This is a genomic window from Pedobacter sp. GR22-6 (assembly GCF_037402555.1).
In the GTDB taxonomy this organism is placed as follows: Bacteria; Bacteroidota; Bacteroidia; order Sphingobacteriales; family Sphingobacteriaceae; genus Pedobacter.
This window is the reverse complement of the sequence record NZ_JBBEUC010000001.1, coordinates 1,340,804-1,367,284: the sequence shown is the minus strand read 5'-3', so window position 1 is coordinate 1,367,284 and position 26,481 is coordinate 1,340,804. Positions and strand designations below refer to the sequence as shown.

At 47.0% G+C, this 26,481-nt stretch carries 28 protein-coding genes; 18 read left to right on the top strand and 10 right to left on the bottom strand.

Annotation, left to right across the window (positions count from 1 at the left end; genetic code table 11):
• The first annotated feature begins 5 nt into the window (after positions 1-5).
• From WAE59_RS06370 to WAE59_RS06335, 8 genes are read left to right on the top strand one after another with little or no spacing between them, the layout of a single operon-like run.
• Entirely contained in the window at positions 6-1,283 is a 1,278-nt protein-coding gene (locus WAE59_RS06370; protein ID WP_337855102.1) for a Y-family DNA polymerase, read from the top strand.
• A 1-nt stretch (position 1,284) separates the two neighbouring features.
• A complete protein-coding gene (locus tag WAE59_RS06365) occupies positions 1,285-1,629 on the top strand; it encodes a hypothetical protein (protein WP_337855101.1) in 345 nt (114 codons plus the stop codon).
• A gap of 11 nt (positions 1,630-1,640) precedes the next feature.
• Positions 1,641-2,003, top strand: a complete 363-nt coding sequence (locus tag WAE59_RS06360) for a hypothetical protein (protein ID WP_337855100.1) — start codon at positions 1,641-1,643, stop codon at positions 2,001-2,003.
• Positions 1,993-2,292 carry a hypothetical protein gene (locus tag WAE59_RS06355; RefSeq protein ID WP_337855099.1) on the top strand — a complete coding sequence of 100 codons (300 nt, stop codon included), beginning with the start codon at positions 1,993-1,995 and terminating at the stop codon, positions 2,290-2,292. Before WAE59_RS06360 ends, WAE59_RS06355 begins: the two co-directional genes overlap by 11 nt.
• A gap of 18 nt (positions 2,293-2,310) precedes the next feature.
• Positions 2,311-3,042, top strand: coding sequence for a DUF3606 domain-containing protein (locus WAE59_RS06350; protein ID WP_337855098.1), 732 nt, complete (start codon positions 2,311-2,313; stop codon positions 3,040-3,042).
• 3 nt (positions 3,043-3,045) lie between these two features.
• Positions 3,046-3,825 carry an Fpg/Nei family DNA glycosylase gene (locus WAE59_RS06345; protein WP_337855097.1) on the top strand — a complete coding sequence of 260 codons (780 nt, stop codon included), beginning with the start codon at positions 3,046-3,048 and terminating at the stop codon, positions 3,823-3,825.
• A 5-nt stretch (positions 3,826-3,830) separates the two neighbouring features.
• Complete coding sequence (locus WAE59_RS06340) at positions 3,831-4,577, top strand: SOS response-associated peptidase (protein WP_337855096.1); 747 nt, start codon at positions 3,831-3,833, stop codon at positions 4,575-4,577.
• Positions 4,578-4,583: 6 nt separating this feature from the next.
• Positions 4,584-4,832: a hypothetical protein gene (locus WAE59_RS06335; protein WP_337855095.1), complete on the top strand. Its 249-nt coding sequence runs from the start codon at positions 4,584-4,586 to the stop codon at positions 4,830-4,832.
• A 162-nt stretch (positions 4,833-4,994) separates the two neighbouring features.
• Here WAE59_RS06335 and WAE59_RS06330 read toward each other — a convergent pair whose 3' ends face one another.
• Positions 4,995-5,345, bottom strand: a complete 351-nt coding sequence (locus WAE59_RS06330) for a winged helix-turn-helix transcriptional regulator (protein ID WP_337855094.1) — start codon at positions 5,343-5,345, stop codon at positions 4,995-4,997.
• 70 nt (positions 5,346-5,415) lie between these two features.
• On the opposite strand from WAE59_RS06330, the gene WAE59_RS06325 reads away from it, so the two are divergent.
• Positions 5,416-6,348: an NmrA/HSCARG family protein gene (locus tag WAE59_RS06325; protein WP_337855093.1), complete on the top strand. Its 933-nt coding sequence runs from the start codon at positions 5,416-5,418 to the stop codon at positions 6,346-6,348.
• A 395-nt stretch (positions 6,349-6,743) separates the two neighbouring features.
• Here WAE59_RS06325 and WAE59_RS06320 read toward each other — a convergent pair whose 3' ends face one another.
• From WAE59_RS06320 to WAE59_RS06310, 3 genes are all read right to left on the bottom strand, one after another.
• The gene (locus WAE59_RS06320; protein ID WP_337855092.1) at positions 6,744-7,112 is read right to left on the bottom strand and encodes a response regulator transcription factor; all 369 of its coding nucleotides are present in this window, start codon (positions 7,110-7,112) and stop codon (positions 6,744-6,746) included.
• A 135-nt stretch (positions 7,113-7,247) separates the two neighbouring features.
• Positions 7,248-8,342, bottom strand: coding sequence for a sensor histidine kinase (locus tag WAE59_RS06315; protein WP_337855091.1), 1,095 nt, complete (start codon positions 8,340-8,342; stop codon positions 7,248-7,250).
• Between the two features lie 221 nt (positions 8,343-8,563).
• A complete protein-coding gene (locus WAE59_RS06310; protein WP_337855090.1) occupies positions 8,564-11,281 on the bottom strand; it encodes a PAS domain-containing sensor histidine kinase in 2,718 nt (905 codons plus the stop codon).
• Between the two features lie 237 nt (positions 11,282-11,518).
• Here WAE59_RS06310 and WAE59_RS06305 point away from each other — a divergent pair, with 237 nt between their 5' ends.
• The 4 genes from WAE59_RS06305 (at position 11,519) to ligD (ending at position 18,203) form a co-directional block, all read left to right on the top strand.
• Complete coding sequence (locus WAE59_RS06305; protein WP_337855089.1) at positions 11,519-14,191, top strand: PAS domain-containing protein; 2,673 nt, start codon at positions 11,519-11,521, stop codon at positions 14,189-14,191.
• A gap of 383 nt (positions 14,192-14,574) precedes the next feature.
• Complete coding sequence (locus WAE59_RS06300; protein WP_337855088.1) at positions 14,575-14,757, top strand: YtxH domain-containing protein; 183 nt, start codon at positions 14,575-14,577, stop codon at positions 14,755-14,757.
• 127 nt (positions 14,758-14,884) lie between these two features.
• Positions 14,885-15,244, top strand: coding sequence for a hypothetical protein (locus WAE59_RS06295; RefSeq protein ID WP_337855087.1), 360 nt, complete (start codon positions 14,885-14,887; stop codon positions 15,242-15,244).
• Between the two features lie 13 nt (positions 15,245-15,257).
• Positions 15,258-18,203 carry a DNA ligase D gene (ligD, locus tag WAE59_RS06290; protein ID WP_337855086.1) on the top strand — a complete coding sequence of 982 codons (2,946 nt, stop codon included), beginning with the start codon at positions 15,258-15,260 and terminating at the stop codon, positions 18,201-18,203.
• 149 nt (positions 18,204-18,352) lie between these two features.
• Here ligD and WAE59_RS06285 read toward each other — a convergent pair whose 3' ends face one another.
• The gene (locus WAE59_RS06285) at positions 18,353-18,544 is read right to left on the bottom strand and encodes a hypothetical protein (protein WP_337855085.1); all 192 of its coding nucleotides are present in this window, start codon (positions 18,542-18,544) and stop codon (positions 18,353-18,355) included.
• A 205-nt stretch (positions 18,545-18,749) separates the two neighbouring features.
• On the opposite strand from WAE59_RS06285, the gene WAE59_RS06280 reads away from it, so the two are divergent.
• The gene (locus tag WAE59_RS06280; RefSeq protein WP_337855084.1) at positions 18,750-18,947 is read left to right on the top strand and encodes a hypothetical protein; all 198 of its coding nucleotides are present in this window, start codon (positions 18,750-18,752) and stop codon (positions 18,945-18,947) included.
• Positions 18,948-19,132: 185 nt separating this feature from the next.
• Here the strand turns inward: WAE59_RS06280 and WAE59_RS06275 are convergent, their stop codons facing one another.
• On the bottom strand, positions 19,133-20,242 hold the full coding sequence (locus tag WAE59_RS06275) for a glycosyltransferase (protein WP_337855083.1): 1,110 nt from the start codon (positions 20,240-20,242) through the stop codon (positions 19,133-19,135).
• A 40-nt stretch (positions 20,243-20,282) separates the two neighbouring features.
• On the opposite strand from WAE59_RS06275, the gene WAE59_RS06270 reads away from it, so the two are divergent.
• Positions 20,283-20,567, top strand: coding sequence for a hypothetical protein (locus tag WAE59_RS06270; RefSeq protein WP_337855082.1), 285 nt, complete (start codon positions 20,283-20,285; stop codon positions 20,565-20,567).
• A 551-nt stretch (positions 20,568-21,118) separates the two neighbouring features.
• Here WAE59_RS06270 and WAE59_RS06265 read toward each other — a convergent pair.
• Entirely contained in the window at positions 21,119-21,553 is a 435-nt protein-coding gene (locus tag WAE59_RS06265; protein ID WP_337855081.1) for a hypothetical protein, read from the bottom strand.
• A gap of 494 nt (positions 21,554-22,047) precedes the next feature.
• On the opposite strand from WAE59_RS06265, the gene WAE59_RS06260 reads away from it, so the two are divergent.
• From WAE59_RS06260 to WAE59_RS06250, 3 genes are read left to right on the top strand one after another with little or no spacing between them, the layout of a single operon-like run.
• Positions 22,048-22,377, top strand: coding sequence for an ArsR/SmtB family transcription factor (locus WAE59_RS06260; RefSeq protein ID WP_337855080.1), 330 nt, complete (start codon positions 22,048-22,050; stop codon positions 22,375-22,377).
• 4 nt (positions 22,378-22,381) lie between these two features.
• Positions 22,382-22,858, top strand: a complete 477-nt coding sequence (locus tag WAE59_RS06255; protein ID WP_337855079.1) for an SRPBCC domain-containing protein — start codon at positions 22,382-22,384, stop codon at positions 22,856-22,858.
• Positions 22,859-22,876: 18 nt separating this feature from the next.
• The gene (locus WAE59_RS06250) at positions 22,877-23,446 is read left to right on the top strand and encodes a dihydrofolate reductase family protein (protein WP_337855078.1); all 570 of its coding nucleotides are present in this window, start codon (positions 22,877-22,879) and stop codon (positions 23,444-23,446) included.
• Between the two features lie 201 nt (positions 23,447-23,647).
• Here the strand turns inward: WAE59_RS06250 and WAE59_RS06245 are convergent, their stop codons facing one another.
• The 3 genes from WAE59_RS06245 to WAE59_RS06235 form a co-directional block, all read right to left on the bottom strand.
• Positions 23,648-25,114 (bottom strand): serine hydrolase domain-containing protein, encoded by a 1,467-nt coding sequence (locus WAE59_RS06245; RefSeq protein WP_337855077.1) that lies wholly within the window; start codon positions 25,112-25,114, stop codon positions 23,648-23,650.
• A 153-nt stretch (positions 25,115-25,267) separates the two neighbouring features.
• Positions 25,268-25,765 carry a DUF1572 domain-containing protein gene (locus tag WAE59_RS06240; RefSeq protein WP_337855076.1) on the bottom strand — a complete coding sequence of 166 codons (498 nt, stop codon included), beginning with the start codon at positions 25,763-25,765 and terminating at the stop codon, positions 25,268-25,270.
• A 282-nt stretch (positions 25,766-26,047) separates the two neighbouring features.
• Complete coding sequence (locus WAE59_RS06235; protein ID WP_337855075.1) at positions 26,048-26,440, bottom strand: single-stranded DNA-binding protein; 393 nt, start codon at positions 26,438-26,440, stop codon at positions 26,048-26,050.
• Between the last annotated feature and the right edge of the window lie 41 nt (positions 26,441-26,481).

Here is a 26,481-nt window from a genome sequence, read left to right as displayed (position 1 = left end):
CGACCATGATCGCGCTAATCGACTCCAACAACTTCTACGTCAGTGCCGAACGGGTATTCCAGCCCGCCCTGCGCAACCGCGCCGGCTGCGTACTCAGCAACAACGACGGCTGCGCCATCTCGCGCAGCAACGAAGCCAAGGAACAGCTCGGCATCCGTATGGGAACACCCTTTTTTATGATGCGGGAGCAGCACGAAAGCGGAAAACTCTGGTGGCGCTCCTCCAACTACACCCTTTACCAGGACATGATGCGCAGGATTACCCAAATCGTCAGGGACAGTTTTCCCGATCAGGAAATCTACTCCATCGACGAATGCTTCTGCGACCTGACCGGCCACAAATACGCCGATCTGGAACAGGAAGCCATCGCCCTGCGCGCCCGGATCCTGCAATACACCGGCGTACCCGTCTGCATCGGCATCGGCAGTACCCGTACCCTGGCCAAGATTGCCAACAAACTCGCCAAGAAAAACAACAAGCAAACGGGTGTCTTCCTGATGGATACCCCCGAGAAAATAGAATCCGGATTGAAGGCTACCGAAGTCGATGACGTCTGGGGCATCGGCCCCCGCTACGGCATCAAGCTCATCAAAGCCGGAGTCTATACCGCCTACGAGTTTACACAACTGCCTGAAGGCTACGTGCTGAAGCTGATGACCATCCAGGGCAGGCGTACCTACCGCGAACTCAAAGGAGAACGCTGCATCCCCATGGAATACGTCCGGCCATTGAAAGAAGGCATCTCCACCGCACGCTCCTTCAACACCATGGTCACCGAACTCTCCCCTCTGGAAGAAGCCCTATCCAATTACGTGGCCAATGCAGCCAGTAAAATGAGGGAGCAGCGTTCGGTCTGCGCGAAGCTGATGGTCTACGCCCAGACCAGCCAGTTCGTCGCCGAAAGGGACAGGTACACTAAGGATATCGTGATCAGGCTGACCCAGCCGACCAGCAATACCGGCGTCCTGATCAAGGAAGCTCTGAAAGCCCTGCGCAGGATCTACATCAAAGGCTACCGTTACCAGAAAGTCGGCATCGAACTGCGCGACCTGCGCCCCGATGACCAGGTCCAGCAGGACGCCTTCTCTACCCTTAGCGATGACAAGGCCGGCAAACTGAAAAAGGCCATGGCCGCCGTCGACCAGATCAATAAAAACCAGGGACGGGGTACCGTGATCCACGCCACCATGGGCTTTGAGAAGAAATGGGCCATGCGACAGCAATTCCTCTCCCGCAAATTCACCACCCGCATAGAAGACATCATCATCGTAAAAGCCATGTAATATGAAACCCGTCAGCCCACTATTCAGGAGTCATTTCAATAAAGCCATGCAGGCCTGGCTCATGAGCAAACCCAAACTGCATCAGCACCTTCACGCGCAGGATGCCTTCATCGACATGAACCGCGATGAATTCATCAACGTGCGGATCAGTCAATTGTCCAAAGCCTATTTTGAAAAGCATGTCGCCCCAGACCCTGAGGCCTATCTGCAAAGTTTCATCGAGCAGATTAGACCCGCCTTACTCGCGCTGCTGGAAAGCCTGAACATGTCCAATTACATCTATGTCATCCTTTTTTCCGGCAAGGGACTTCGGGTCACCAGCTTCGTCCATGTCGGCACCAATTAAACAATCAGCATATGGGAACAACTACCGCATACCAACAGCAAAGCAGCCAGCAGGCTACATTCCGGAACTTATTACCCCTGATCGTAGAGGCCAAATTGCATAAAGTCTGGCTGTATCATAAATCCAGCGGCCAGTGGTACACGCCGGAAGAATTCGAACAGCAATTCGGCAACAAAGTACTTAGCCAGCAGGAAGCGACGACCTTAAAACAAAACCTGGTGCTGCGTGACCCACGGACCGGCAATATTGCCCTGCAAAAAGCCATCCGTCAGAAAACCGAGCAGTACCAAAGGGAAATCGCGGAGCTCACGGAAAAAGGGGAACGTTTTTTAAATAAAGTAATCGACTATTACCGCAATCCAAATGGGCATTAAGATCAAAAGAAAAGTACCGGTATTGGATGCCATTGTGAAAAGGGCTGTCTTGGCGCGCTTCCCGGAGGTCTGGGCATTTTCCGCCGATGGAAGGGATTTTTACCTGAGCATAAAAAAGGAACTCGACGCTGTGGCTTTTGCGCAAAACCTGGCCGCTTACCTGTTTTACCTGCTTGATGAATTCGGTGAGCCCGGGCAAAGCTATACTTTCCATTTGCTGCAAGCCGGGATCCCTGCCTACCGCCTGATCTATGAAGAAGGAAACAACCAGGCCCTCAATGCTGTTTAACAAAATATATAGCTCAACATGGAAGATAAACAAACCTCAGCCCAGCAGATGGAAGCGCTTGGCGGCCAGCTCAAATCCACATTCCCGCTTGAAAAAGTAGTGGTCAGCTCGCAGGCAAGCCATTTCGAACTTTACTTCAACGAGTCCGTAGTTGACAAAGCTGCCCAGGTCAAGGCCATTCACGACTTTATTCAACCCTATCTGGTTGAGCATGGTGATCCGACAGCAGCTTATCAATTTAACTTTTACCGTGATCGTGAACTCATCGACATCCTGCATTTCAACGACCCGGATGCCGCGCATCACATCAGCATGGAGCTATCCGGAAAAACCCAAAACCTCAGAATTCAGGATGTACTGGGCGCAACGGGAGACTACACGATCTTCAATGAGGATTTCCAGCAGATCGGCTGGCTTTCTGCGGTGGCTGAACCACCGGTAGAGCTGGATATCACCCTGCTTGATCCCGACAGCACAGATTTTTACAGCGACCAGGTCTACCCCAATTTTAACAACCCGGCCATCTGGCAAATTGAGCCGGAAGCACTCAAACCTTACTTAGACGAGATCCTGAGCAAAGTGCTGGAAGAGTTCAACAGCAAGGCAGAAACTTTCGAGGTTGATGTGGATGAACCGGACGACGTAGCCTTCTGGGCCGAACAGTTTGAGATCAGCGAGGAAGAGCTTAGAAAAGCCATACTTGCAGCTGGCAAATCAATTGACGATATTACCGCCTACTTACAACATTAGACCATGCCTGAATTACCTGACCTTGAAGTCTTCGCCGCCAACCTCGAAAAACAGTTCAAGAACAAAACGCTGGAAACCCTCCATATCGAATACGGCAAAAAGCTGAACGTTACCCAAAAGGAACTGAAAGAAAAGCTGGAAGGGCACCAGTTAAAGGAGGTCAGCCGCGAAGGCAAGACCCTGCAACTGCATTTTGGTGGCGGCAATGTCCTGGGACTGCATTTGATGCTGCATGGCCAGCTGAAGAAGCTGGATCCGGAAGCACCGGTCAAATACCGCATTCTCACTTTTCATTTCAAGGGAGGCGATGGTTTTGCCTTTACCGATTTTCAGAAACAGGCCACTCCTACCCTGAATCCCGAGCCCTCTAAAGTGCCTGATGCCTTTGGAAAGGATTTTACCCTGACCTATTTCAAAGAGTTGCTGGCTAAAAAAGGCATACAGATCAAGCAGCTCCTCATGGATCAGAAACTGATTCGGGGAATCGGCAATACCTACGCGGATGAAATCCTCTGGCATGCCCGCATCTCCCCTTTTTCGATCGCCAAGGCCATCCCTGAGCAAAAAGTAAAAGCACTCTATGAAGCCATCGATGAGGTATTGCGCAAGGAGATTATGAACCTCACTAAGGCGATACCGGATGACTTCGACGCTGAGGTCAGGGATTTTCTGAAGGTTCACGATTACAAGCTGGAGAAAAGTCCGACCGGCTATGAGATCAAAACCGACACCACCGGCGGGCGCAAAACTTATTATACGGAAGAACAGGAACTATTTAAATAACGATTATGTGCGCACGCTACACCTTGACCGCTGAAGAGAAAGAGTTCCTTAAGGAGAACCCTTACCAGATGACCGAACCTTATGAAACCGACGCCAATGTGGCCATCACGGATTTTGGTTATGTGGTCACTGCTGATGAGCCGACGCTGGTGCAGAAGATGCATTTCGGGATTGTGCCGCATACCGCAGAAAGCAAGACACTAAGTTTTGATACCTGGAATATCCGCAGCGAGGAGGTGATGGATAAAAAGACCTTTGCCCCCCTGTTGAAGTTCCGCAAAACCTGTTTGGTGATCATGGACAGTTTCTACGAATGGAAAAAGGAAGATGCGGAACGCCTGCCTTACCGATTTACCGTCCCGGGCCGGGCGACCTTTGCTTGCGCGGGACTTTGGAGCCGCTGGGTAGATCAGTTGACGGGAGAACAATACGATACTTTCGGGATCATGACCTGCCAGGCCAATGAGCTGGTGGCTGAGATTCACGACAAGAAACGGATGCCGGTGATCCTGCATAAATCGGACGAGTACATATGGCTGGATAAAAAGCGGTCGGTAGATGAGCTGCTGGCACTTTGTGTACCCTTTCCCAAGGAAAAGATGCACCGGTACAGGGTGAGTAAAAAGGTGAATAAGGTATCGACCAAAAAGAACCCCAATAAGGGAATTGATTTGACCCTGCCACTCAATACCGATGAAGAACCCAACAAGATCTTGCCGCCATCGAAGCCCGATCAGCTAGGTTTGTTTTAAAGAAAGATGAAACGTTTTGATGTCCCAAATGTTGAGGGAAGTATGGAAGCATTTGAGGTTAAAGCAGACGATGACGTTTACCGGATTTTACCATCCGCTGAGGACAACACCTATGAAGTATTTCAAGGTGCAGATTCTTTGGGTAGCATATGGCCGGATTGCATAGAACAGGGAATTTGCTGGTATTCGAGTGATCAGATCCCGGAGGATACCTTAGTGAAAATAGGGGAAGCGATTGAAGCGGCGCAAAGATAACTGCGTGTTGATTAACAGGTATCATCCGGTTTGTGCCTAAGCCATTGATTGGATCCCGCAGTTACAAGCACCTGACTGGAAAAGCCCGGTACCGAAAACTACAGGCCAATAAAAAATTCCCGACCATCAGCACAGCTACCTGAAAGGGCATGAGCAATCAGGTCAATCCTCTTTTATCTTATTCCTGTGGTTTTTACCCCAGTCAATCATTTCAGCAATCATGTTGTGCAAGGTATCACAATAGGTGGTAGTTGTATATTCAACGCTGGGGGGAGAAGCATCGTACACCTTGCGCAGCACCAGCTTATTTTGTTCCAGTTCTTTAAGCTCCTTTGATAATACTTTGGTAGTAATGCCACCAACGCTCCGCTGGATGTCACGAAAGCGGGTATTCCCCTGGTGCACAGCCACCAGTATAGGCAGCTTCCACTTCCCGTTGATTACATACAGCGTATCCTGCAAGTGTCGTATCTGCTGATCAATGATTGCTTTATCGTCTTGTATATCTGGCATCCTTTAGGTAACTGGTATATTTTATAAACCAGTAGCACCGTAAATTTACAAAAAAATTAATCGAACAGATATGAGCAATAAACCATTAATATTGGTAGCCGGTGCCACCGGTACACAAGGCGGTGCAGTTATAGCAGCATTATTAGCTAAACAAATTGCGGTAAGGGCAATCGTCAGAGATAAAAACAGCGAAGCGGCAAAGGCATTGGCCGCAAAAAATGTAGCGCTCGTTGAAGCTACATTCGACAATCTGGATAGTTTAACTAAGGCGGCTGAGGGCGCTACAGGGGTATTTTCTGTACAAATGGGAAGCCACCCGGGAAATAAGGGCGAGGAAACACGCCACGCAAATAATTTGATTACAGCAGCGAAAGCCGCAGGAGTACAGCAGATCGTGCATACTTCTGTTGCGCGTGCCGGAGACCATAAAAACTTTGCCGGTTGGGAAGAAGGCAGATGGGAACCGCTATACTGGGAAGAAAAAGCCGCAGCTATTGATGCTGTTAAGGCAGCAGGCTTTGCGAGCTGGACTATCATCAAACCGCCGTTCATCATGGTCAATTTACTACCGCCTATGACTGAAGTGATGTTCCCTACCATTGCGCAAGGTAAAATCATTACGCCTATAGCGCCGGAAACAAAAATAGATTGGATATCCCCGAATGATATTGGTCGTTTCGCAGCGGAAGCATTCGCGGAGCCGGATAAATTTAATCGAAAAGAATTTGCAATCACAGGGGATAAACTGACTATGGCAGAGGTTGCTGATGTGCTGTCCTCGGTAACAGGCAAACGATTTGAGGCGATCAGCCAAACTGAGCAAGATGCTATCGCCAGCGGCTTGTTTAAATATGGCATCGATTCCTATCTTTGGCAAAATGCTGAAGGATATCAGGTAGACCCGCAAGAAGCAGCGGATTTTGGAATCGAGCCAGAATCATTGACGGCTTATTTGGAGAGAAATAAATCGCTACTTCAAAAAGTATATCATGAGTTGAAATAAACGATGTTCAACACCCCTTCATACTTATGGAATGTTGCGCTAGTGGCGCGGCAATCCATATTGCGCTGTACTGTTAATTCTGTTCCCGTGCCCTTACCATGCGACCAGCAAACCAGAATTTGTGCGATCATCATCTATACATAGCCTTGCGACAAGAACGGAAAACTGCGGTTGGAAACATAGTGAAAATCACTTCAGAAAAGCCCCGTCATAAGGCTTAATTTGTTCATCGGAATAATCAATTTACTATCAGATTCGGATCAGGACCTCGCCAAAAAACAGAAATTAAACGCTGCTGGCAAAGGCCCGGCCGATGCAAGGACACTGGTCTGCTGTGAGCCGATTAACGTTAGTGCAGAAAAGCCATATTGGCAAATTCTGTTACCAGTACAATATCACCCTTGTACCGCAGGCTTCAAATAGCTGCCAATTTTGTTCAAAATCAGGTCAATATCAAACGGTTTAGAAATGTATTCGTTTGCCTTACACTGACCCTGGTTGTGGAGATGCCAGTCGGCTGACATCATCAGCACCGGAAGTGAAAACGCCGAATCAGCTTTAAGCTCCTCACAAAGTTCCATGCCATTTCCATCAGGCAACCGGACATCCATCAGCAGCAAATCGGGCGTTCCTAATCGAAGGGCGTATTTAAAAGCGGAAATAGACTCATAAACGCTGACCTGGTAGCCTTCATCAAACAGGATATGATTTAAAATAAACCCGATATCCCGATCATCTTCCAAAACGAAAATTTCCTTTACCATATCTTTACCCCTGCGCCTTTAAGAGAATACCCATCCCGCCTGAATTCAAAGCCTGCCCATCAGCTAACCAACACCCTGAGCCCGTAATAGTTTCAGGAATCAAACGAATAGGTAGTTAGCCCAGCTACCCCCACCCTAAACCCGGGAATCCAATGGCTCCAGCTTAAGGGAAATCCGGAATACCGAACCCTGTCCAAGGGTGCTCTCTACGGAAATCTTTCCTCCCGAATGGCTAACAATTTCATTCACCAGGTACAAGCCCACTCCCGATCCTTCCACCACATCGCTTAGGCGGTGGTATTTTTTAAAGATATCAGGCAGATCCGCCTGGGCGATACCCGAACCATTGTCTTTAATAGTGATGATCATGAAGTCATCCTCCCTTTCCGTTCGCACCAGGATCTCAGGCCTGCGCTGGGGAGATCTGTATTTAATGGCATTGTTAATCAGGTTATATATCATACTACGCAGCTTGCGCCGGACGAAAATGATTTCCGAGACCGCAATTTCAGATCTAATCACTGCCTTTGATTCTTCAATCTGGGGGGCCAGCGTAAGCCTTACATCTTCCATGATGTGATCAAAGTCCAGCAACTCTTCAACGGTTTGGTACTTATGTCCTGCAACGCGTGCACTGGTCAGATCACGGATGACCTGCTGCATGTTGAACAAACTGTTTTCCACCTTTTCCAGCAGTAAGGGAAACCTGGCCATGCCCTTTTCCGGTATTTTTTTGAGCATCTCTATGGTCAGTCCCAAACTGGTCAGTGGCGTTTTGATATCATGGGAAATGGTATCCAGCAACATTTCATGTTCTGCGATCATCTTCTCCTGCTCTTTTAAATCCTTGATCCTTCGGGTCACTTCTACAAAAGTGATGATCACCCCATTGGTCTTGTTTTCCTTTTGTACCAGGTAAGGCAGTATATTCATCTGGTACCAGCGCATGTCGGTCGTCTGAATTTCTTTCTCCAGGATCTCACCGGAATCTATGACGTGCTGGATGTTCTCAACGATGGCCGGAAAGCGGAAGTTTTCCCTGATGTCCGCAATTGGCCGGCCGACATCAGTAAGCGCCAGACTGAACTGCCGCATGGCAGGTGGGGTGAATTTTCTTAAGATGAGGTGGGCGTCCACAAAAAGTTGCGGAATGATGGTATTTCTGAAATAATTTTCAAGCTCATCATTGAGTTCAATCAACGAGCTGATCTGCGCATTTTTGCTTTCCATAAATGTTGTGGTAAATGCCCTGGAACAGGCCGTAGGTTAACAATGTAAGGAAAATCTTTCATTATAACCAGTTTGACATCTCCCTATCCACTTATAATTGCTTTATATGACATACACAAAATGCTGAAGACCCTGCACATCATTGTTTTCCCAAGGGAAAATATGCGAGAATCATTTGCCTGCAAAAGCTTTGCCCCCAGACAAGCTTTATTTTAAAACCCTCAATTCAGCGGTAATTCAAAACTGAATACCGAGCCGGCTCCATGCTCACTTTCCGCCCAGATTCTTCCCCCATGTCGCTGGATGATTTCGGCACTTAGGTACAAACCAATGCCAAAGCCGGAAATGTTGCTGTTCTCAGCGACCCGGTAATAACGCTCAAAGATCTTTTCCAGGTCCCCGGGCATAAGCCCTTGTCCGCTATCGGTAACGCTTACCCGCGCGCTGTCACCAAATAAGCCACATTGAACAGTTATCGGAGTGCCGCTGCCGGAGTATTTGATTGCATTGGTCAAAAAATTCGATAGTACACTCTCTATCTTGGTCCGGTCCGCAAACACTACAAGCGCCGCGCAGCCCTCATAGAAAATCTGGGAGCCGGTCTCCAGGTAAAGTACATCTGCAACCGTCTCCGCGATCAGTTCATTAAGATCGAAGTGGGATTTATCCAATACGATTTTACCTGACTCCAGCCTGGAAACGTTCAAAAACCCATTGATCATGCCCGACATTTTTTTGACCTGTTTTAAGGCATTGGCCGAGGTGCTGGCTGTGATTTGATCATCAACCTTTCTTGCCTTGCGCTCCATCAGCTGAAGGTAGCCGTTGAGCGAAGTCAAAGGAGTCTTCAGTTCATGGCTTACCATCCCGATAAAATCATTCTTACGGATTTCGTCCATTTTGTATTCAGTAATCTCATGGAACACCCCGGTAAAATAATCGTCTTTCCTGCCGGCTTGGTGCTGGATGGCCGCAATGGCACGAAGCCAGCGGACCTTACCGTCCTTTAAGCCGGTTACAGGAAACTCCATCTCAAAGCGCTCCCCGGTCTTTATCGATCGAGCGATGCGAAGATCCACCTCCTGGCGATATTCTTCAGGGATTTGCTTTAAAGCATCCCGGTAGCTCAGTTGCTCTTCAGGCATATATCCAAACAATGCTTTTAATTTGTCAGAAGCTACAAGTTCCCTGTCTTTAAGATTGATATAAAATGAGCCCAGGCCAGCCGCGTCTGTCGCCATACGCAAATTCTGCTCCGCCCGTTCGATTTTTTCCGTTGCCAGGTGAGCTGCTGTGATGTCCATTACCACCCCTGTAAAAGCTGAGAACGCTCCCGATGGATCTTTTTTCAAATCTCCAATCGCCCGCAGCCAGCGCAAAGTCCGATCGTGTAAGCCGATAACCGGGTAGCTCACATCATAGTGCCCCCCACCATATATCGCAGCTTCCAACTTATCAGACACATATTGCTGGTATTCCGGCAAGATCTGCCCTATCGCATCCTCGATGGTTATGCGATCCGTAGGATTAAATCCAAACAGGTGTTTCGTCCTATCGGAGGTAACAAATTCCCGGGTCCCGGAATGTATCCACCAGGTTCCAAAGTCAGCTGCCTCAATCGCCAGTCTCAGCGACGCCTCTGCCTCGGCAAACTGGTGTCTGGAGCGAACCAGCTCCGTGACATCTGTAGCAGTGATCAGGATATTCTCAACCGCTCCGTCATTCCCAAATATCGGCTGGTAGACAAAACTCAGGAACCATTCCCGGCCTTCCAGTACCGCATATTCTTCTTTGGCCACATAGGCTACCCCAGTGACGAACACCTCATCTAAGATTTCCAGGAAACCCTGCCCGATCAGCTCCGGCAAGGCCTCTACCAATGGTTTTCCAATTACACTTTCATTCTTTCCCCAAATTTCCAGAATCCGCTGGTTTGCCGTTTCCACCACCATTCCCCTACCCTTGAGCAGGCCGATTGCAACTGGTGCATTGGCAATCAGATCACGCAGTTTGTTTTCACTGCGCAGTAGCTTATCTAACGCTCCGCCAAGCAAACCTTTGGTTACTACAAGATCTTCATTACTGGCAGAGAGTTCTTCATTGGTAGCCGCCATCTCTTCATTGATCGCAGCCAGATCATCAGAAAGCTTTTGTTTTGCCAGTTCTTCATTTTTCCGCTCAGTCACATCACGCGCGATACCGGAAACAGATACCACCTTGCCGTTGACATCCAACACAGGGGAATACAAATAATCATAGATTCTTTTTCCCAGCACTGCATGATCAAAACTAACTTCGCCCCGAAACTGCTGGCCGGTGGCGGCCACCAAATCAATTTCCCTTTCATGCATCTCGGCGTGCCAGGGTTCGTAACCATTCTCCAGGAAAGTCTTCCCTATGGCCTGCTCCCAGCTTTTACCCCAGGTCCGAAGCAACGCGGGATTCGCATAGGAAATCCGGTAATCCAGTTCCAGCACATAAACCAGATCGGGCGTATTGGCAGTGACCGTTTCATAAACCTGTTGAAGCCTGATGGCTTCATCCCGGGCCGCCTGTAAAGCTTCCTCAGCAAACTTACGTGCGGAAATGTCAGTCGCGGCACCGAACCATTCCTTAATCTCTCCCTGTTCATCCAGTATAGGTACCGCCCTGGAAACCGTCCAGCCGATGGAACCGTCTGCCCTGTTCACCCGGTGTTCCAGCTCAAACATGGACTTGGCTTCAATCGCCCTGGCAATTGCAGCGTTGACCATTTCCATATCTGCTGCATAAACATTGACCTGCTTCCAACCGGTAATTGGTGCAGAAGTACTTTTAAGAAAACCGCGTCCGTCCAGCTCATACATCAGCTCCCAGTCTGCACTTAAGCGGTAAACCACATCTGATGTTGCGCTTACCAGGGCCTGAAAACGCTCGTTGTTGGCTATTTGTCCGGTCATGTATCGGGTGGAATGATTGGTAAAAACTTTGCTAAAAATAGACATCCACTCGATCAAATCAAAAGAATTTCGGACTTATCCGAAGGCCTTACAATGCTATTGGCCTTGTGCATCGGAGTCTCCTTCCTGCTGATCATCGGATCACTTAAGTTTATATCTTCCTCCATTTTGATATTTCATTGCTTTTTCTATTTTTGTATCAAGGGAGACTACTGCCGGTTCCCGTTATTACCTTTAATGACAGATTTTGTAAATTCGTTGGGGAACACTGCCCTTCTTGACATCCTGCTGCTCTCCAGTGATGCAACAGCCATCTATACCGGAGAAGACCTGAGGGTCGAAGCCATCAACCAGGGTATGCTCGCCATCTTTGGGAAAGACAAATCCGTGAGAGGCATGACTTTCCAGCAGGCATTTAAAGAACTACAGGGACAGCCCTTCACCCAAACGTTAATAGAAGCCCAGCGGAGCGGTCAAACTTACACTGCTAAAAATGTCCCGGCGGAGCTGAACCTGAATGGCCACAGGCAAATCTGCTACTTTGACTTTATTTACCGTCCGATCAAGGACCAAAATGACAAAGTCATCTGCATACTGCATACCGCAACCGAAGTATCTGAGCGTGTAAACGCCATACAGCTTGCCCGGGAAAAGGCGCTCGCTGAACAGCGCGCCTATGAGCAGCTGGAGGTAATCAATGAAGAATACCGCGCCACTACTGAAGAACTCAACGCCGCCAATGAAGAACTTCAGGCCCTCGGCGAGGAATACCAGGTGACCAACGAAGAGCTTAACGCAGCGAACGAGGAACTCAGTGCGGTCAATGAAGAACAGCACAGGCTCAACCAGAAGCTGCAAACCCTGGAAAACGAACGTTCCCAACTCATTAGCAGTTCGCCCGTCGGCATGACCATCCTGCAGGGCAATGAATTTATTATTGAAATGGCCAACGCCCCAATCTTAGCGCTATGGAGCCGCAGTCCGGAACAAACCCTCGGAAGAAAGTTCCTGGAAGTCTTCCCCGAACTCCTAGACCAGCCCTTCCCGGAGATGTTACGCGACGTGATGGCCACTGGGAATCCATTGGCCATCAAAGAAGCCGCCATAGACATTACCGGGATGGATGGCAGCTCAGAAAAGCATTACATTGACTTTGCTTACCAGCCACTTTTGGGAACAGACGGCTTGGTGACCAAGATCATGGTCACCATCAGCGACATTACTCAAATCGTTACGGTTAGACAAGAATTGGAACGCATCCAGCTACAGCTTAACCAAACCAATGAAGAGCTGGCCGCTGTGAACGAAGAGTACATCGCCACCAATGAAGAGCTCAGCCAGCTCAACGAAGAATATAATGCCGCTAATGAAGAACTGAACGCCGCAAACAAAATCCTTGTGGCTGCAGGAATAACTAGTGATAAAGAAAATATTGAGCTGACCTCGCTTAACCTGGAGCTTAAAAAACGCAATCTCGCGCTGGCTTATAGCGAAAAGCGGGCGCTGGAACTTTTCTTTGACGCGCCTGTAGCAATAGGCCTGCTCTCAGGGCCAGAGCTTTCGATCATATCGGCCAACCCCGAGCTGCTGCGCCTTTGGGGAAAAACAGGAGCAATCCTGGAAAAACCCCTGGAAGAAGCGCTTCCTGAACTCAAGGGACAACCTTTCTCCGAAATCTTACACCAGGTATATACTACCGGGAAGTCCGCTTACGGCACCGGCGAAAAGGTGACACTCAACCGGGACGGTAAACTGGAAGACTGCTATTTTAATTTCATCTACAAGCCCATCAAAGACAAAAAAGGTCGCAGCCACTCCATCATGATTGTTGCAGGCGAAGTGACCCAGCAGGTACATGCCATACATTCAGCACAGGACATTTCCGATCGGTTGTCAGTTGCCCTGGGCGCAGCCAGCCTGGGTTCCTACGACCTGGAACTGGCGACCGGAAAGATGGAATGCAGTGACCGCTGCAAATTGAACTTCGGCAGGAACATCGCTGAAGAATTTAACTTCCCTGACCTCATCCAGGCGATCCTTCCCCAATACAGAGATACGGTACAAAAGGCAGTTCAAGATGCGATAAAAACGGGCGGGATATATGAAGCAGAATACCAAATCCAGTTACCTGAGGGCGGGCAGCGCTGGATACATGCCTCTGGCAGTCCCCGCTATGATGCCCAGAACAATCCTTTAAGAATGATCGGGGTTACCCTGGACATTACCCAGCGGAAAGCCTACGAGCAAAAAAGGGAGGATTTTCTTTCTATCGCCGCCCATGAGCTCAAGACTCCCATTACGGTACTCAAAGCGAACCTTCAGTTGCTCGAACGGATCAAGTCTGAGCTCGAAAGTCCGAAGGCCAAGCGGCTGATTGAAGGCGCCAGTGCATCAATGGCCAAAGTGAATATCCTGGTTGAGGATTTGCTAAACATCAGCAAACATTCCGGCGGCAGGCTCGAACTGGAGAAAACCTGGTTTGACATTCCTCAAATTTTAGATACCTGCTGCAGCCACGTGCGCATTCAGGGTAATTATGAGCTGATCGTTACCGGGGAGAAGCGCTTAAAGGTATTTGCGGACGAGCACCGCATCGAACAAGTGCTGGTGAATCTGGTCAACAATGCCGTTAAATATGCTCCCGATTCAAAGCAGATTTACCTGATCTTGGAAAAAACAGCTGAACATGCGAAAATTTCAGTGAAAGATTTTGGTCCCGGGATATCCCCGGAGCAGGTTCCAAGATTATTCGACCGTTACTGGCAGGCTGAAAAATCATCCAATGGCTACAGCGGACTCGGGCTTGGACTAGCCATCTGCGCAGAGATCATTGAGCAGCATGGTGGGACGATCGGCGTAGACAGCACTTTGGGAGCCGGCGCAACCTTTTGGTTCACGCTTCCGTTGTAGAATAATTTGCAGCGTGCCGGACCGGCTAGACACAAAGCTTGGGGGCATGGGATCAGGCATGCCCGACTTCAGCAGGATTGAAACACATGGTTTGGCTTGAATAGAGGGAGCATTGGCGTCAATGTGCTGAAAGAAGAGATCATAAAGACTTGGGACGGTTCATAAGGGCTTGCTGCCCGGGCGGATAATGAATAACAATGGCTTAACTATGACCTGATTAAAAGAGTATTTTTGGCCTCTCCAAGAACCGCAGTACCCAGTCAGCATGCTTCCTTTTTTTGGTCAATACCAATTGACGCGCTATGGGAACGATCATCGGATACCAGCATAAAAAACATAAAACTTAACTGCCTGACTCCTGTTACATAAGAAAAATTAAGCATATGGGATTTATAAAAAATGCAATTGTAGGCATCGCGATTTACGAGGCCATCAAATACATGACAAAAAAGGATGCACTCGGCTATTCAAAATTCGATGAGCTCAAAGAAAAAGCCCCTGAATGGATAGAGAAAACCAAAGCGGCAGTTGAAGACATCAAACAGGGGCAGCTTCCGCAAGTTTAAAGCCTGAAGGCCGCAAGATTTGCGGTTTTTTATATTGAAAGGCTTGCACGGTGCACTTACGAGAAACAAAGCCAACGCAAATTGTTTAACTAACATCAGGACCGTAAGGTCAATTAAGTGATTCGATATGAAAGCAAAAGTCATCAGCCCCAAGCAGCACGCACTAATCGACTACGCCCTGGCGGGTGCTTTACTCATCCTGCCCAGCCTGCTGAAAATGAATAAGAAAGTCAAACTGACCTATGCCACAGAAGCAGCCCTGCTCCTTCCCTATATAGCGCTCAGCCGGCAACCGGTAGCGGTGAAAAAACTGATCCCCTTTACAACCCACGGAAAAATTGACCCTTTCAACATTGCGCAATTTGCCCTGCAAAGCCTGGCACCCGCTTTCCGCAAAAACCGCAAAGAGCTGATCTTCAACCTCGCCTTCACCGCCATTGCCGGAGCTACCGTATTGCTCACCAACTGGAAAGGGAAAACATACTAATTATCTCCCAAAAATGAAGATTGCGAGCTACAACATCAATGGGGTCAACGGACGCCTGAAAAACCTGCTGCGCTGGCTGAAAGAGGCGCAGCCGGATGTGGTCTGCTTGCAGGAGCTCAAATGCGAAACCAGCCGATTCCCGGAAGCTGCGATTAACCAGGCCGGATACCAGGCCATTTGGAAAGGAGAGAAAAGCTGGAATGGCGTAGCCATCCTGTCAAAAGAAGAGATTAAAGAGCTTCGTACCGATCTTCCCGGCGAAGACGCCAGCTTTAACCATAGCCGTTACATTGAAGGCTTTACTTTTGGAATGGTTATCGGCTGCATCTACCTGCCAAACGGCAATCCCTATCCCGGACCAAAATTTGAATACAAGCTCCGCTGGTTTGACCGGTTGATGGATCACGGCAAAACCTTGCTGAAAACCGGGCTCCCTGTTATGCTTATTGGCGACTACAATGTGATGCCCACAGAACTGGATACCTACAAGCCGGAAAAATATACCAATAACGCCCTGTTCCGGAAAGAGATCAGGGCAGCTTTCAAAGAACTCGTCAACCAGGGCTGGACGGATGCTGTCCGGGAATTGCATCCTGGTGAGCGGATCTATACATTTTGGGACTATTTGCGGAAAGCTTATGACAGGGATGCAGGCTTACGCCTGGACCATTTCCTGCTCAACCCGGAACTGGCAACAAAACTTCAAGAAGCTGAAGTGGATAAACATGTGCGGGGTTGGGAGAAATCCAGCGATCATGCCCCCGTATGGATTGAACTGGGGGATCAGCCAGAACCGAAAACAAAGCAAAAATCAAAAAAAGCAAAGGCAGACAAGCCTGAGAAACCCACCATAGCCAAAGCAAAAAAGCAGACGACTGCTAAAATTGGCGTCAAGGCTGCTGCCGAGGTTCAAAAATTGCTGACAGCAGCACCCCTATCAGAAATGCCCAGGGACGTCAAAGCCATGAAAGCAAGTACCGTGGATAAGCCATTTCATGATCCGGACTGGGTCTATGAAATCAAATGGGATGGTTACCGGGCACTGGCTTTTGTAGAAAACGGCCTGGTAGAACTGGTATCCCGAAACAATCTGGTGTATGATCATTTTACCCTGGTGAATGAAGAACTGGAAAGCTGGGACACAAATGTCGTATTGGACGGTGAGCTGGTTGCGCTTTCTGGAAATGGCAGACCCGACTTTGGCGCTTTGCAAAACTGGCGCAGCACCAAAGACCTGACCCTGGTATTTTACGTCTTTGATATCCTGTGGCTGGAAGGAAAACTGCTGACCGAACTGCCTTTAACAGCGCGCAGAAAAATCCTGGAAGCCACCATTCCAGCAAAAAATGCAACAATCAGAATCAGCGAACAATTCGTGGAAAATGGACTGGCATTTTACGAATCCGCTAAAAAACAAAAGTTGGAAGGCATCATCGCCAAAAGAAAAGAAAGTGTCTACACTGGCGACCACAGGTCCCGGGAATGGCTGAAAGTCAAAGCGAAACGCAGGCAGGAAGTGGTGATTGCAGGCTATACTAAAAACCAGGACAGCGGGAAATTTTTCAGCGCACTCGCGGTTGGCATTTACAATAGCAATGGCGTACTGAAATACATTGGCAAAGTTGGTACGGGCTTTAACGACCAGGACCAGAAAGCATTGCTCAAACAGTTTAAACCACTGGAAACTAAAAGCTGCCCATTTGACCTGATACCCGATGTGGATGAGCCGTCAAGGTTCCGACCACAACGATTGGGCGCAAAACCGACATGGCTCAAACCAAAGCTGGTCTGCGAGATTGAATTTGCCGAGATCACCCGCGACGGAAGGCTCCGGCAGGCCTCCTTCAAAGGAATGCGGGAAGATAAAAATCCTGCGGATGTCGTACTGGAATTAGCTGCAGAAACTGAAGAGGTCATTGGTCATCGGCCAGGGGAACACCCGGAAAAGAAAACGAAAACAACCAGCAACATAACTTCAGCAGCAAACCGAAAACAGATTAAAGGAGTCAGGCGCAGGATGCCGCTAAAGCCATTGATTACCGGAACCGCTGAAATTGCTGAGAAGAAAATCGACGGGCATCCCATCAAGTTCACCAACCTCAATAAATTGTACTGGCCGGAAGACGGGATCAGCAAACGCGATATGTTCAACTACTACGACAAGGTAGCGCCATACATGGTGCCTTATCTGCTGGACCGGCCGATGTCACTCAACCGTTTTCCGGGCGGGATTCACAGTCAAAGTTTTTATCAGAAAAACGTGGCTGAAACCGCGCCAGACTGGGTCAGAACCATGCCCCATACCAATGAGAAAGGCGAGGAAAAAGAATACCTGCTGGGAAATGACCGTGCAACTTTACTTTGGATGGCAACTTTAGGCTGCATTGAAATGAACCCCTGGTTCAGCCGCGTACAGTCTGCGGACAACCCGGATTACTGTGTCATTGATCTGGACCCTGACAAAAATACCTTTGAGCAGGTCATCGAAGCTGCGCAGGCCACTAAATCAGTGTTAGACGGGATGGGCGTCCCCTCTTTCCCAAAAACCTCGGGTTCGACTGGTATCCACATTTATGTTCCGCTCGGCGCCCAATACACCTATGAGCAGAGCCAGCTTTTTGCCCAGGTGGTGGTCAAACTCGTTCACCGACAGCTTCCAAAATACACCAGCCTGGAAAGGATGATCTCCAACCGGAAAGGGAAAATGTACCTGGACTTTCTGCAGAACCGGCCCGGGGCGACCATTGCCGGCGTGTATTCCCTGAGACCCAAACCCGGTGCAACAGTTTCCATGCCGCTGTTATGGGAGGAAGTGAAGCCTGGATTGACCATGAAAGATTTCACGATACACAACTCCCCTGAACGGCTGAAGGATACCGGCGATATTTTTTCTGGTGTGCTTGGACAAGGAATTGACATGATGGAGGCCATTTCAAAGGCCAGAGATGCATTCGCTTAAAGAAATTAATCAGCATTACCTGAACAAGGTTATCAATTCAACCGCAGGTATGGAGGCCTAACTTTGGATCAGCATGGTTGCCCTTTATAGGAATAGACCTGTTTAGCGACCTGCTATCATTTCAGGGAACCTGTCGCAACATCATAGCTTTACCGGACCTGAAAAACAAGTTGCAGATCCGGATGCTCTATGAGCATTACACCAGGATCTTTCGCTTTCTTCAGCCAATCTGGAATCTTCTCGGAGAAGAGCTGAATTTTGACTGGCCTATCATACAAACTTTTCGAATCTCTGCCTCGGGAAGGGCTGTCATGCTCCATTTTGAACGCTACCATGCTCATCTTGTCTTTTCTAGGATAACAAATCCTGTTGACTTAAGTTTTCGCCTTCCGTGCCTTAAACACAAATAATTCTTAATCCATTTAATTGTGCATCAACATCCCAAACAAGAGGAAGCCAAAATAGTAACACGCCAGATCGAGATCAAGCAATTTCAAAAGCTTTTTAATAGGAGCCGCCAGCAGCGGCTCTTTTTATGGGCAACATATGGAAACCAGATTTGAAATCTCCCTGAACATGAAAACTTGCAAGGGAATTGAAACCAATGGCTGTTTGGGTATTGGCCAGGATACCCGCTTTTTGAGGGGCCTGTTCGTTAGCCTGCAAGGCAGCAAGGGAGTATTGCCCGATTCGATCATGACCGTATTTATACAAATTGACAGGTGCTGGAATAAAGATCTGTAAAGCAGCTTAGTATGCGATTAATAGCGGAATGGTGCATTGATCCAGGAACATTGGATGGGCTTTAACTCAAACCATTCCGGATCTGACTCCTTTAAATACCTTGCGGTTAGGTCAATATTTCCTGCCTAGCTGAGGATAAAAAATGTCGGCGTCCGGCTATCTGGGGCATAATTGATGAAAATCGCCTAGCTGCCGGCAGGGACCTGTACCACAACGCGTCCCTTCCAAACAGAGTTCTTAAAAAGATGCTGCTGCACTGCAGCCCCGCTAATGATCAGCAGATTCAGCATCTGTAGCGGATGCAGCAGTGAATTGGTACGCCAATCCTCTCCAGCAAGCTTTGAAGTGTAAATGCGGGTTGAGAAAATGATCAGTATTAGTGAGACCAATTGATATAAATCTCCGGTGGCTATGATAAACAAGGGTCCAAGAGAAAGAGTAACAATAAACGGAAGAAAAAGACTGAGCCGGTTATCGAATGGCGCCATGAAATTTTTACTGAAGCCCATGATGGCCTCATTAAATGAGCGGTACATCCTGCAGCTGACCAGCCCGTTTGCCATCAGCCCCTCACCTCTCAGACCCGCTTCTTTCAGGGCTTTCATGATACCAAGGTCTTCGGCAACTTTACCACGAAGAGTATCATGCCAGCGGTAAAGATGGTATTCTTTAGCCGAAAACAACATGAACTGACCGCAGGCAGCGGAAAATACGGCAAACCGGTGCCCAAGGATAAGTTTCAAAGGCAATAGCGTGAGCAATAAGTAATGCATCAGCGGAACTGTACTTTGTTCAGCCAGGCTCAGCATCTGCTGGTTGCTAAATAGGGACAACAGCGATAGTTCCTGTTCTTTGAGTCGGTGCAATGCGCTGGAGAGCAAAAGCGGATGAAGATTTACATCTGCATCCACGAACAGCAAATAATCCCCCTTGGCAACTTCGGCTAGTTGCCAGCAGGCATAGTTCTTACCGGTCCAGCCCTTTTTAAGCGGCTTACCACGAATTACCTGTATAGCCTCATGCTTCGACCCGTAGCTACTGGCTATCGAAAAGGTCTCATCTTCGGAATGGTCATCTAATACGATCACCTCATACTTAACGCCCTTCAAGCCCAGCACGGAATTCAAAATGCGGTGCAGATTTTGCGCTTCATTCCTGGCGGGGATAAGAATCGACACCAGTTCATCGCTTGAACGACGGCTTGCTGTTAGCCGCGGATTGGAATAGTAATTATACGCTGCCACTGAAAGTCGGGCGAGCAGAAAAATGAATATCAGGGGGATGAGAATCTGCAAAAGTATTTTTCTATCTAAACCGTTGTAAACATTTTAAGTTTTGAAACCAGGTATTTTCTTTTTCTATCGTCAGTACTCTGGATCCATTACCCAGATCATAGACGAAAACTTTAAATGCCCAAAACTGTTTCAATCTAAAAAGCAAAACGTGAACAATTTTTTCAGAGGTATTATTGCTGCCTGGGGGGCAAAAAAACTGGGAGGGGGTTGTCTCTCTACTATTGTTATCTTTATCCTGATCTATACCCTGCTTGGCAAATGCAACAACAAGACACGTGCGGCCGAAGTGAATCAACGAAAACCGAATGTTGCGGTGTGCAGGTGACGAATCACCCTTGGACGCTTTAAGTAGCGGAGCTCCTGAAAAAATGGAACCCCGCTGATTATTAACAAACCTTATGCTGATGACATTCGGCAGGAAAATTTGTTTCGAAAATCAGAATTTTGGATCCGATTCAGCGCAATGCCGTCCCCTACTAAAACGCCCCATACCCGACGCCTTCATCGCATACAAACAGTAAACTAGCCTTCATAAGTCTAAAATTCATCACATTTCCTGATGATTTGGCCAAAAAAAAAAGAATAATGTCATGGCCGAAAGAGGAATACCCACCGTCTCAAGTTCACCTAGCGCAACTCCTTATCAGTCGTTTCAAGCCCAATTTAAATTAACACATTTTTACAGACGATATCAAAACCGCAGGTGCCTGTAGTTGGTCCACTGTTCTGCGTCGCCAGGGCTGGCTTTTTTTAAAAGAACCAATAATCGAGTACAGTTTCGAAATTTAAAAAGTCTCAATACATCTCGCCTGTTTGGAAACTCCCTTTTGACTAAGAATGGCCGGGATTGCCTGCGCACTTCCAGTTATTCGAGGTCTATCGCGACACGCGATTTCCTCCTATCCGCAACCTGTCAGAAGATACCTGTTCTTCCTGGACCACCAGCAACACAAAGTGATCTTTAATAAGAAGATAGCCCTGGTCGTAGCAAAAACGATAGGTGTCTCCCCTCTTTGTAGTATAAGAACTGGTGTGATAATGAAAGTTGAAACCCATTTCGTCCAATTTCACACGGGAGATTTTTGTCAAACCGTTTTCATTGAGTTTTTTCAGAATTTTGTAGTTCTCCAAAATTATCTTGCCAATCGTTTTAACAAATACAGGTAACTGAATACGGCTCTGCATTTTCAAAAAATTCCCATAGTCGGTTCTGCATGCATCTGTACAAAATTTTTTATCGGCTCTGCCATGAGAAAACGTTTCCCCGCAATTGTTGCAGGTCTTAACCGCCGTTGAGAGTGAGGTGTTCATTGGAATGAATATTAAGTCTACGGCTAAAGTATATAATTTGCACCCATGAGAAAAAACGTAAACAAGTTTTATCCGAGTATTGAAATCATTACTCGGATAAAAAGATCAGAAACAAGCTCAAATCGCAAGAACAAGTTGTCCGACGACATGCACTAATGCCGGATGGCTGGTAAACTCAGGTGTCAAGACATTAAATTCTTCTTCAATAGGAAGTATCAAATCTGTAGGATGTATCAAATCTATTAAGCTGCAACCTGAGTCTGCTGGCTTGCGATTACCTTTCTCCTGATCGGGGATTTCAGGCTTATTTAGACAGACAGTATGAAGCGCCTGCCAACAAGGATAACCTTACTTTCGACCAAATCAATTGTACCCCCTCTTCGTCAACTGAAGTTCCAATACAGTAAACTTAGAAAAATGCCTCTATAAAGATCTGCACAAATTTGCGCAAGTCAAAACTTGCACATATATTTGCAAGCAAATACTTGCGCATTATGACAACAACATCCAGAGACATCTTTCAGGCCATATCTGATCCCACACGCAGACAAATCCTAGGTATGCTGGCACAGGAATCCCTTAATGTCAATGCCATCGCCAAAGAGTTTGACATCACCCGGCAGGCCGTTTCGCTTCATGTACAGTTTCTGAACGATTGCGGGCTCATCGTGATCAGCAAGCATGGACGGGAAAGATATTGCGAGGCCAGGCTTGAAAAATTAAGTGAAGTATCAGACTGGATAGATCAGTACAGGAAATATTGGGATACCAAATTTGACTCATTAGAAGGTTATTTGGCTAAAATTCAAAAGAAGAAAAAGTAAAAGGATGGAAAATTACAACACATTCAAGCATGAAGACAATAAAATCGTCCATACCAGGTTACTTCACGCGCCCAGAGAACTGGTTTGGGAGGTTTGGACCAACCCTGAACATATTAAAGAATGGTGGGGACCAGATGGTTTTTCGCTAACGACCAAATCAATGACGGTGAAGCCAGGGGAAGTCTGGGATTTCATCATGCATGGAATGGGAAAAGACTGGGACAACAAAATCGAGTATGTTGAGGTGAGAAAACCATCCTTGTTGTCCTATAAACATACAGGCGCGAAAAGCGAAGATTACAATTTTACAGTTACCATTCAATTTGAAGCGCTTGAAGGCAATACGTTGCTGACCATGGAATCGGTATTCAAGTCAAAAGCCATCATTGAAGAATTAAATAAAAAGGTCAACGCAATCGAAGGCGGAAAGCAAACACTCAACCGACTTGAAAGCTATGTTAAAATATTAGGCGTTAAATAAAATACTAAATAGAACACGATGAGAAAACTAATTGCATTTATGCACATGTCCCTTGATGGTTTTGTGACAGGGCCTAACGGGGAAATGGACTGGATTAAAGTAGATGAGGAAATTTTTGATCACGTTGGGAAAAGAATCAGCAAGGGCGATATTGCATTGTACGGACGATCAACTTTTCAGATGATGGAAAATTACTGGCCAACAGCCGGAGAGAAACCGACTGCGAGTAAGCATGATATTGAACATTCAAAGTGGTATATGGGGGTTCATAAAGTTGTTTTATCAAAAACAATCAGTTCAGCAGGCCTCATCAACGCAGAAATCATCAGCGACAACCTAACTGAGAGAATAGAACAGATAAAAAAGCAGCCAGGTGAAGACATCCTGATATTCGGTAGCCCGACGGCAACTCATTCCCTCATGCAACTGAACCTGATTGACGGCTACTGGCTATTTGTGAATCCCATTATAATTGGCCAGGGCGTAGCCCTATTTACAGATATCAAAGATAAAATAAAACTGGATTTGTTGAGTACACGACAATTTACTTCCGGCGTAACAGAGCTGAATTATTATGTAAGTCACTAAAGGTTTTGCGAAACGCAAAACCAGTAACAACGCACAGGCCGCTCGTAAAAAAAAGATGGCCTGTGCTCCTGCCATTGAGCCTGGATAACGTTTTTCGGGAAAGCTCAAAATACTCAGTATCGATGAATACTGAGTCAACGGTCTTGCCAGATCGATTCATTGCTTGCAGAATAGCCTGTGTCTTCACCAGGACTTAGACAGTTATAGCAGCTTCGCTTTGAACTCATCACTCCCTTGCTTGATAATCAGTTCAAATTTCCCCGACTGATTTTTTTCAAAACGAAAGGTTAGCTGTTTGCTGGATAGCAGGAAAAATGCAGCCTGGTCGGTAAAATACATTCTTTCAAAAGTTTTTCCATCAGATGATAGTTCCAGGTTGCTTTGGTTAAGCCTGACCTGAAAATTCATGACCGCGGGCTGCTGCATTTTATAGTTTCCCTGATATTGTGTGAGCATGCTTACAGGTACTTCGCTGAGTTTTCGTATTTCAGGCTTATAGAAATCTTTCCAATGATAAGTATATGCCACGCTGTTGATGATTTCCGGTATGATATCGTATTCATCGCAGTTCATCATGACCACCACCCCTCTGCCTCCTTCAAATGAGCCGTAAAAATTGCTTTTAAACCCGACGTTTGAGCCGGCATGCTGAAAATAGGCAGCGGTACCTTTTTTTAGAATAAAAAACCCGGGAGCGTTCTGCGCCGAATCTAAAACCGGTGTGAGCAATTGCATCACCTCGGATTTCGAGAGAAAATCAGGTTTCTGACCTTTCAAACTGGCCTGTATCGCCAGTACAAATTTCGCCATGTCCGTGGGTGTCGTCCAGAGCGCATCGGGGGCCAGTTCCGGATAAACTTTATATTTCCCAGGCACCTCTTGCATTTGACCAGTATATGCGGTTGCCCAGTCTTTCCCTACTTTTTCCGGATGAAGGTCATACGTGCTGTTGAGCATAGACAAAGGTTTCAACACCTCGTTATTAAGGATGTACTGGTAGGTAATGCCAGTTCGGTCTTCCATAATTTTGCGGGACAGTACCGTACCTCCGCCGGAATAAGAAAACTTCTTTCCGGCCAGGGCAATTGGTTTGATGGAATCCGAATTGGCAGGCCTAAGGCCGTTTAATATCTGGTTTAGTGAAGGGAGGGTATCTCCCAGCGCATAACCCTCAAAACCACCGACGCTCATCCCTGCTGTGTGTCCCAAAAGCTGGCGTAAGGTGATCGTTTTGCCTTTTGAAAACTCGTTCTCAGGAATTGTCCATGTTTTAAGGTATTGCCGGATATCCTTGTCCAGATCTAATTTACCTGCTCTTACCAGCCGCATGGCGGCTGTAGCATTTACAGATTTACTCATGGAAGCAGCCTGATACCGTGTTGATGTTGTGGCTGCCCGATTGGAGGCTACATCCGCCATCCCGTAAGCTTTCGACCAGGCAATTTTTCCTTTGTCAATTACCGCTATAGAAATGCTGGGAACCCCGTACATTTTCATGCGTTCTTGCAGGGTAAAAAACTGATAAGTGCTGTCAGCAAACTGAATTGGGGTCATTAAGTGGGTTTCAACATCACGGACCGCACCATTCTTACTCGTGCCATTAACCTGGCCCAATGCGCAGAGGCATAGCAATGAACTGAAGCCTGACAATAGTAATTTCTTAGACATTTTAAATTGCTTGGAAAAATGTTTCCGAATAAAACAAACATACATTTAAAATCGTACGATAATATTATCTTTTAAAAATTTAATGATTTTTCAAATAACCTGTTATTCACTAATGGTCACATTATTAATGAGTCTAAATGCTTGACAAGTCCATCAACCCTGACCACCAGAGTGGGGATGCTCCTGTTCTAAAATTATCTTTTTGATCAGTGTAACCTGGCCAAGGTGGTAATAACTGTGCTCAATGACCCCCTCGATGTTTCGGAGATAACTTCCATACTTTTCCTCCACAAAACCTTTATCTAGGATCTCCGCGGGCAAAGATTGAACAGCTTGTACAAACGCTTCAGAGCTGGCAATAAACGTATCCACCATACCCCTCCATTCAGCTTCAGATGAGATCTCCGGAACATCAAAGCTGAACTGGTCGTGGATTTCCAGCCCTCCTCCCCTAAATACATTCAGAATGCCATCCAGATAATAATTGATATGAAAAGTTAGTGCAGCAATGGTATTCAAATTGCCAACCTTCCGCGTCGCCTGCTCGTAATTAAGGCTCAGTAGCTGCGCCCTGAAATTGGTATTGGCAATCCATGTACCATCCAATAATACTTCAGAAAGACGGGATGCCAAAGAAATCCTTTGTTTCATAAATTGTGCTTGTAATTAAACAAATGTACAAATCTGATCAAATCTCGGAAGCCAAAAGTTCAGTATGCCAGTGAGCTTTGACAAGTTGAATCAGCAAAATGGATTTGGGACAACAATCCGATGGATTGCTTCAAAAAAAAGATCCGTCCCGCTTCAGTGACGCGGTAGCGGCAGTACACTAAACTTACGAGGACAAAAATGACATCTTCTCAGAAGAGTTCAGGTATCATAAGCATAAGCTTATTAACCAATCAAATTGCTTGCTCTCGGATTCACTCCACCCTATTCCCGTACCGGAAGCTCTTCAAAATGCAGCAGCCCATCTTCACCAACGGCTCCCATATCCTCCGCTGCTATGGAATGTGATTCTTTATTCCATTCATGCAGGACGATCCGATCAACCCTTAATGTCAGCACAGCCACGGGCTGGTTCGTTTTATTCAAATAAGCCCTGGCACCTATCTCTCCGTAAACTTCTACTAAAATTCCCTTCCTCAGATACGAAGCAACTGAGTCTGAACGCCAGTATGCGCATTCAAAAAACCTTGTTTCCTTTTTACGTTCGCCATTCGTAACATAATACTTGTTCACTGCAACCGTGAAATTAACGACACTTTTACTCCCTGCTATACTCCTGACGGTAGCATCTGCGGTAATTCTTCCTGTAATATTCATATGTTAAAAATTAATTTGTGAGCGGATTAAATAGATCAAGA

Coding starts and splice junctions, on each gene's coding strand:
- WAE59_RS06340 (WP_337855096.1), top strand. CDS start 3,831: ATGTGCGCACGCTACACCTTGACCGCTGAAGAGAAAGAGTTCCTTAAG.
- WAE59_RS06300 (WP_337855088.1), top strand. CDS start 14,575: ATGGGATTTATAAAAAATGCAATTGTAGGCATCGCGATTTACGAGGCC.
- WAE59_RS06365 (WP_337855101.1), top strand. CDS start 1,285: ATGAAACCCGTCAGCCCACTATTCAGGAGTCATTTCAATAAAGCCATG.
- WAE59_RS06360 (WP_337855100.1), top strand. CDS start 1,641: ATGGGAACAACTACCGCATACCAACAGCAAAGCAGCCAGCAGGCTACA.
- WAE59_RS06280 (WP_337855084.1), top strand. CDS start 18,750: ATGGAAACCAGATTTGAAATCTCCCTGAACATGAAAACTTGCAAGGGA.
- WAE59_RS06260 (WP_337855080.1), top strand. CDS start 22,048: ATGACAACAACATCCAGAGACATCTTTCAGGCCATATCTGATCCCACA.
- WAE59_RS06325 (WP_337855093.1), top strand. CDS start 5,416: ATGAGCAATAAACCATTAATATTGGTAGCCGGTGCCACCGGTACACAA.
- WAE59_RS06235 (WP_337855075.1), bottom strand. CDS start 26,440: ATGAATATTACAGGAAGAATTACCGCAGATGCTACCGTCAGGAGTATA.
- WAE59_RS06310 (WP_337855090.1), bottom strand. CDS start 11,281: ATGACCGGACAAATAGCCAACAACGAGCGTTTTCAGGCCCTGGTAAGC.
- WAE59_RS06330 (WP_337855094.1), bottom strand. CDS start 5,345: ATGCCAGATATACAAGACGATAAAGCAATCATTGATCAGCAGATACGA.
- WAE59_RS06370 (WP_337855102.1), top strand. CDS start 6: ATGATCGCGCTAATCGACTCCAACAACTTCTACGTCAGTGCCGAACGG.
- WAE59_RS06285 (WP_337855085.1), bottom strand. CDS start 18,544: ATGAGCATGGTAGCGTTCAAAATGGAGCATGACAGCCCTTCCCGAGGC.
- WAE59_RS06350 (WP_337855098.1), top strand. CDS start 2,311: ATGGAAGATAAACAAACCTCAGCCCAGCAGATGGAAGCGCTTGGCGGC.
- WAE59_RS06245 (WP_337855077.1), bottom strand. CDS start 25,114: ATGTCTAAGAAATTACTATTGTCAGGCTTCAGTTCATTGCTATGCCTC.
- WAE59_RS06315 (WP_337855091.1), bottom strand. CDS start 8,342: ATGGAAAGCAAAAATGCGCAGATCAGCTCGTTGATTGAACTCAATGAT.
- WAE59_RS06345 (WP_337855097.1), top strand. CDS start 3,046: ATGCCTGAATTACCTGACCTTGAAGTCTTCGCCGCCAACCTCGAAAAA.
- WAE59_RS06355 (WP_337855099.1), top strand. CDS start 1,993: ATGGGCATTAAGATCAAAAGAAAAGTACCGGTATTGGATGCCATTGTG.
- WAE59_RS06295 (WP_337855087.1), top strand. CDS start 14,885: ATGAAAGCAAAAGTCATCAGCCCCAAGCAGCACGCACTAATCGACTAC.
- ligD (WP_337855086.1), top strand. CDS start 15,258: ATGAAGATTGCGAGCTACAACATCAATGGGGTCAACGGACGCCTGAAA.
- WAE59_RS06250 (WP_337855078.1), top strand. CDS start 22,877: ATGAGAAAACTAATTGCATTTATGCACATGTCCCTTGATGGTTTTGTG.
- WAE59_RS06265 (WP_337855081.1), bottom strand. CDS start 21,553: ATGAACACCTCACTCTCAACGGCGGTTAAGACCTGCAACAATTGCGGG.
- WAE59_RS06240 (WP_337855076.1), bottom strand. CDS start 25,765: ATGAAACAAAGGATTTCTTTGGCATCCCGTCTTTCTGAAGTATTATTG.
- WAE59_RS06255 (WP_337855079.1), top strand. CDS start 22,382: ATGGAAAATTACAACACATTCAAGCATGAAGACAATAAAATCGTCCAT.
- WAE59_RS06335 (WP_337855095.1), top strand. CDS start 4,584: ATGAAACGTTTTGATGTCCCAAATGTTGAGGGAAGTATGGAAGCATTT.
- WAE59_RS06305 (WP_337855089.1), top strand. CDS start 11,519: ATGACAGATTTTGTAAATTCGTTGGGGAACACTGCCCTTCTTGACATC.
- WAE59_RS06320 (WP_337855092.1), bottom strand. CDS start 7,112: ATGGTAAAGGAAATTTTCGTTTTGGAAGATGATCGGGATATCGGGTTT.